This window comes from Bacteroides sp. 2201st1_D9_2201SCRN_220225, assembly GCF_040928965.1.
In the GTDB taxonomy this organism is placed as follows: Bacteria; Bacteroidota; Bacteroidia; order Bacteroidales; family Bacteroidaceae; genus Bacteroides; species Bacteroides stercoris.
Genome location: NZ_JBCODG010000129.1, coordinates 1 through 4,805 on the forward strand (window position 1 = coordinate 1; position 4,805 = coordinate 4,805).

Consider the following 4,805-nt stretch of genomic DNA (forward strand, 5'->3'; position numbering starts at 1 on the left):
AAAAAAGTCGGCAGAAAGAAAAGGCCATCCCGGAAAGGGGTTTAAAAAAAGGTCTTTAAATCTAGCTGAAGCATAAGTTTAATTTTAATAGATAAAAGACTATGGCACATCAGAGTAAATATCCTAGTTTAGACAGACAATGGCATAAGATGATGTTTTCTTTCTTTGAGTATCTTCCTATGCAATATCGGCAGGCAACGGAAAGAGAATGGCAAATTCGTAAGATGATATGGAGTTTTAAGGATGGAAAAGCTTATTTGAATATAGCTTGGATGATAGCGAATAAGTTACATCAAGTTTTTGGTGATGATGTTAAGAATATTGTTTTTGCTTGTGTTCCGGCTTCTTCCGCTGATAAGAATGAACTTCGTTATAAGGGGTTTGCTTCGGCTGTGTGTAAGTTTTCAGGTGCTATCAATGCGTATGAACATATACGTGTCAGTGGAGATCGTTTGGCTATTCACGAGAAATTTGACAGCAAGTCGCTTCAAAAAGTACAAGTGATAGAATTTGACAAGGACTTTTTTCGGGGTAAGAAAATCTTGGTATTTGACGATATTTTAACAAAAGGGTTTTCGTATGCTCGTTTCGCATGTCAGTTGGAAAAAATAGGAGGTGAGGTTTTGGGAGGTTTCTTTTTAGGTAAAACAGTTGTCCGTATGTTATAAGATGAAAGAAAAAGAGAGTTATATAGAGAAGCAGAAGGATATCTTTGGAGATACTACTTGGTTCACTTATCGTTATGAGGTGAATGGAATGGTGTATGAAACTTCGGCAGGTTCGTTGGATATATGTAGAAAGGCACGTGATAAATGGATGAAAATGATGTCCGTTGCTTTTACCGGTCATAGAACGATACGAACAAATAAATATGCTTTGTCCGTATCGTTGAATGAAGAGGTACGTTTCTGCTATGAGAATGGAATCCGTTTTTTCTATATTGGTTGTGCGGTTGGATTTGACATGATGGCTGCTCATACCGTACTTGAACAAAGGAAACAATATCCCGATATGGTTTTGGTGGCGGTTGTTCCTTATGTCGGGCAAGATGTGTATTTCAACAAAGAGGACAAACAGAGGTATGCTGATATTTTGCGCCAAGCCGACAAGGTGGTAGTTCTATCCGAATATTATTATGCCCAATGCTATGCCCACCGTAATGATTACATGATTTCACACGCCTGTAGGCTGATTGCCTATTGGGATGGAAAATCTGCCGGAGGAACTTCTTATACGTTTAACAAGGCACAAAAAAAGAAATTGGTGATATACAATCTGTTTTGATTCAGATTGTATATCGTTGTTTTCCAGCGGTATGATCAAACGTGGCGATGTCATACTGTCTGGTTGCTGTAAGTGCTAATACTTCCGATGCAAAAGAGAAAGACACAATAAATATGAAAAGCAATGATAGATGAATTTTACTTAATTGTTTTACCTTTGTAAAACATTAGTGTCCCATTAAAATTGGGACGAATTAAAAATTAAATAAACTTGGCCCATTTGGTCCGAATCGTTCTTTGTCATTTTGAAATTTAGTTTTATCAAAGAGGTCTCTCAGATGAGTCTTATCAGTCAATGAGATGCTCAGTATTTGTAACACTTCATATGTACTTCTGTTCAGTTGCATATCGTGTTGAATGATTGCCACCAAACAGTAAGCGCATATAGCAGCATATATCTGTATTCGAACAGCATTCTCTGTAGTTCCCCAAAATCTTTTGATTTTAAGGTGCTGCTTGAGCCATTTGAAAAACAGCTCTACCTGCCAGCGATTTTTATAAAGTTCAGCAACTTGAAGCGCAGATATATGCATCGCATTGGTTATGAATGTAAATTCTCGTTCTTGTTCTTCATCCCAATATTTAACCAATCTAAGTGGCTCTGGATAATATTGTTTAGGATAGAATCCTGTCAGAAATACACTTGCGTCTGAAAGCACATTCTTAGGCAGCCTACGTTTCCATTGGATGGATTTGTACCCGAGATTCTTTTTTGCTCTGACAACAAAGTAGGCTTCAATTTGATGAATTTTATACAGTATTTTGAAGTTGTTATAACCGCGGTCAAAGATGTAATAAGAGCTTGGTTCATAAGGAATTTCAATCATAACTTTAGAATCGTGTACGGATGCTTCCGTGATATGAAAGAATGCAGGAATCTGTGTTTCCACATCATATAATGTATGCACTTTGATACCACCTTTCTTTTTGCGGAATTTTGCCCACCAAAAGACTGAAAGGCACAGGTCAATAGTAGTCGAATCGAAAGCATAAACGTTACCGCCAAGTTTGAAAATATGATTAGCACACTTTTGTCGTGCTTCGCTAACCAGGTAGTAAGCATATTCTTCAAAGATGTGATAGTCTCTATCTTGATTTGCTCTTGCCAGCGATGACTTTGATACATTTTTACCCATTCCTAAATGATAACATTTGGAATGATGAGCTTCAAGAGCAACTATCAAATCTCGCAGACTTTCACGATTAGAAAGTTGACCAAACATCAAAGCAAGTAGTTGATTCCAGCAGGTGAAGTGCTTCACATATTTATCACCATCATACTTGGTGACTATGCGGTTAAACTTACTTCGATTCAGAAATGAAGCCAATTGAGCGAAAACGTATTTGTCTTGGAACATATGCCATCGGATTAATCTGATGCAAAGCTACAAATTCAAGTCCGTTCGCTCGGAAAATCGCTGTAACTAACTAAATTTCAAATATTTCAAAGAACTCTTTTAGATTTTAATGGGACAACAATGTTTGTAAAAGGTAAAACAATATGCGTTTTTCAGATACAGAGAACAATATGACCTTTTGCATAGGTGTGTGTTGGTTAGGAACTCCAAATATGGAGTCGTTGCAGAAAATAATGATGAACTTGAATATTATTGATAAGGATGGAAACAATGGAAGCTAATGAACTGATGCGATATGCCTATGAATTACTGCAAGGGCATTCGAATGAAGAATGTGCCCGAATATTAAGAGAAGTGGTGGCCGAGTGTCAGGTGTGTATAAAGAACTGTGAAGAAGGTGTTTTCGAAAATATGCTAAAGTAATAACAACAAGAATATGGAAATTACTCATAAAAATCAAGGAGAACTTGACTCAACCATGCTCCCATTCGTGATGAGAGAGCTGGTAGAACTGGTCATGAAGAAAAAGGCATTGCCTTTAGGCGATGCACTGTATTATATATATTCTTCCAAGTTGTATAAATCTTTGCTGGATAAGAGTACCAAGTTATGGTATTCAAGTACATTGTCGCTTTATGAAACATTGGAGAAGGAAAAAACAGAAGAAAAACGACGGTATAACGGTGACACGAAGATCCTGCTTTTCAAGATGTTCTGCATTGAGAATTATAGGGAGGAAAAGAAACAAAGTGCGGAAGAAACCTTGTTGTTGTTTTCGGACTATGGGGTTTTTGATTTTTTGGATGAGACTTTTGAAATGCTTCATACCCAAGACCCCGAATATATATTAGATACTATAACGACTTATATCAATAAAAGAAAATGAGACTATTTCATGGATCTACAGTTACCGTGAAACGCCCTAATATACAGAAAGGACGGAAGGCTACGGACTTTGGGAAGGGATTTTATACGACAACCAACTTTGAACAAGCAAAAAAATGGGCTTTGTTGAAGAAGAACAGGGAACAGAGCGAAAAAGCAATCGTCTCTGTTTATGAAGTTCCCGATGATATTCTTGATAGGGAATATCCGGTTCTTCGGTTTATGGGTGCGACAAAAGAATGGCTGGAGTTTGTTGTCAACAACCGCAGAGGAAGAGAAAACGGTGACTATGACCTAATAATGGGGCCTGTCGCAAATGACCAGTTATATGCGACAATTCGGCTTTATGAACAGAGAGTTGTTACGGCTGAAGCCGCTATTGAGATGCTGAAAGCGCATAAGTTGTTCAATCAGCTTTCATTTCATACGGTAACAGTCGCTTTGTTGTTGAAGTTTGTTGAATCAATTGAAGTGGGGTAAAGAATATGTGAAGTGAAAATAGGGGGAAGTTTATCCCCCAATGGTAAGGTTGTTTTTTGCGTCCACTTAGTTTTTTCCCACCCACCCTTTCAGCGGAGTGACTGCCCGGCAGTCTGTTGCTTACCCATATGTCCTAGCCTTTTAGGGCTGTAGATAGGTAGTTGGATATTTCGCTGCCAAATCGGCAGTCCGCTTCAATCGTTTGCTTGCTTTTCTCCGAGTGGAGCCTTTCTGCTTTTCCGGTGGTGTAATCTTCTTTTATTGGAAACAGGTGTAGTGGCTGTATGCCTGTGTGGTTATGTTCTCCCGCAGAATCCGCAAGTCAGTTCTTCCGTTGCAGCTTTTCATTTTATCGTGCAGTCACTTTTTTCGATACGTGGAATATGATATGCTTCATTCTTCGGCTTCATTTTTTTAAAAGGAATTGCAGATGTTTCTTCCGGTGTGTCGATAGGCGGCTGACCATCTTTTCGGGATGTGCCATGCTTGCTGTCTAACCGGTTGTTTTTTGCATCCTTTCCAAACCTGTTGCTGATTTTCAAGTTTTGTCTTTTTCATATCATTTTTTAGGGAAGTCAAATCATTTTCCGTTGCAAATATAGATTGTTGCTAACCCCTTTTACGGGGATAAGGGGACGATTCACAAACACCACGTTGTTATTCGTCTGAAATCTTCCTTTTTTTGCCTTGCACAAAAAGCGTATTTAACCCGAATTATTCGTTGCCATCTTCACCAATAAAAAAGTTACAAATCTTCCTTTTTCCGGCCAGCATAAAAAGAGTATTTATATCTTTTTTC

General features: G+C 38.2%; 6 protein-coding genes. 4 read left to right on the forward strand and 2 right to left on the reverse strand.

Annotation, left to right across the window (positions count from 1 at the left end; all coding sequences use genetic code 11):
* The first annotated feature begins 101 nt into the window (after window positions 1–101).
* Both AB5903_RS21755 and AB5903_RS21760 read left to right on the forward strand, forming a co-directional pair.
* Window positions 102–668, forward strand: a complete 567-nt coding sequence (locus tag AB5903_RS21755; RefSeq protein ID WP_005868760.1) for a phosphoribosyltransferase — start codon at window positions 102–104, stop codon at window positions 666–668.
* Window position 669: 1 nt separating this feature from the next.
* Window positions 670–1,284, forward strand: a complete 615-nt coding sequence (locus tag AB5903_RS21760) for an SLOG family protein (protein WP_005868759.1) — start codon at window positions 670–672, stop codon at window positions 1,282–1,284.
* Window positions 1,285–1,477: 193 nt separating this feature from the next.
* Here AB5903_RS21760 and AB5903_RS21765 read toward each other — a convergent pair whose 3' ends face one another.
* Window positions 1,478–2,641: an IS4 family transposase gene (locus AB5903_RS21765; protein ID WP_005868407.1), complete on the reverse strand. Its 1,164-nt coding sequence runs from the start codon at window positions 2,639–2,641 to the stop codon at window positions 1,478–1,480.
* Window positions 2,642–3,077: 436 nt separating this feature from the next.
* On the opposite strand from AB5903_RS21765, the gene AB5903_RS21770 reads away from it, so the two are divergent.
* Both AB5903_RS21770 and AB5903_RS21775 read left to right on the forward strand, forming a co-directional pair.
* Window positions 3,078–3,527, forward strand: coding sequence for a DUF3791 domain-containing protein (locus AB5903_RS21770; RefSeq protein ID WP_005868755.1), 450 nt, complete (start codon window positions 3,078–3,080; stop codon window positions 3,525–3,527).
* The gene (locus AB5903_RS21775) at window positions 3,524–4,006 is read left to right on the forward strand and encodes a DUF3990 domain-containing protein (protein ID WP_005868753.1); all 483 of its coding nucleotides are present in this window, start codon (window positions 3,524–3,526) and stop codon (window positions 4,004–4,006) included. The genes AB5903_RS21770 and AB5903_RS21775 overlap by 4 nt, the downstream gene beginning before the upstream one ends.
* Window positions 4,007–4,350: 344 nt before the next feature.
* On the opposite strand, the gene AB5903_RS21780 is transcribed toward AB5903_RS21775, so the two are convergent.
* Window positions 4,351–4,548 carry a hypothetical protein gene (locus AB5903_RS21780; protein WP_007564664.1) on the reverse strand — a complete coding sequence of 66 codons (198 nt, stop codon included), beginning with the start codon at window positions 4,546–4,548 and terminating at the stop codon, window positions 4,351–4,353.
* Between the last annotated feature and the right edge of the window lie 257 nt (window positions 4,549–4,805).

Bases quoted from the DNA above. Each gene is read 5' to 3' on its own strand.
- AB5903_RS21755 (WP_005868760.1), top strand. From the start codon at position 102: ATGGCACATCAGAGTAAATATCCTAGTTTAGACAGACAATGGCATAAG.
- AB5903_RS21760 (WP_005868759.1), top strand. From the start codon at position 670: ATGAAAGAAAAAGAGAGTTATATAGAGAAGCAGAAGGATATCTTTGGA.
- AB5903_RS21765 (WP_005868407.1), bottom strand. From the start codon at position 2,641: ATGTTCCAAGACAAATACGTTTTCGCTCAATTGGCTTCATTTCTGAAT.
- AB5903_RS21770 (WP_005868755.1), top strand. From the start codon at position 3,078: ATGGAAATTACTCATAAAAATCAAGGAGAACTTGACTCAACCATGCTC.
- AB5903_RS21775 (WP_005868753.1), top strand. From the start codon at position 3,524: ATGAGACTATTTCATGGATCTACAGTTACCGTGAAACGCCCTAATATA.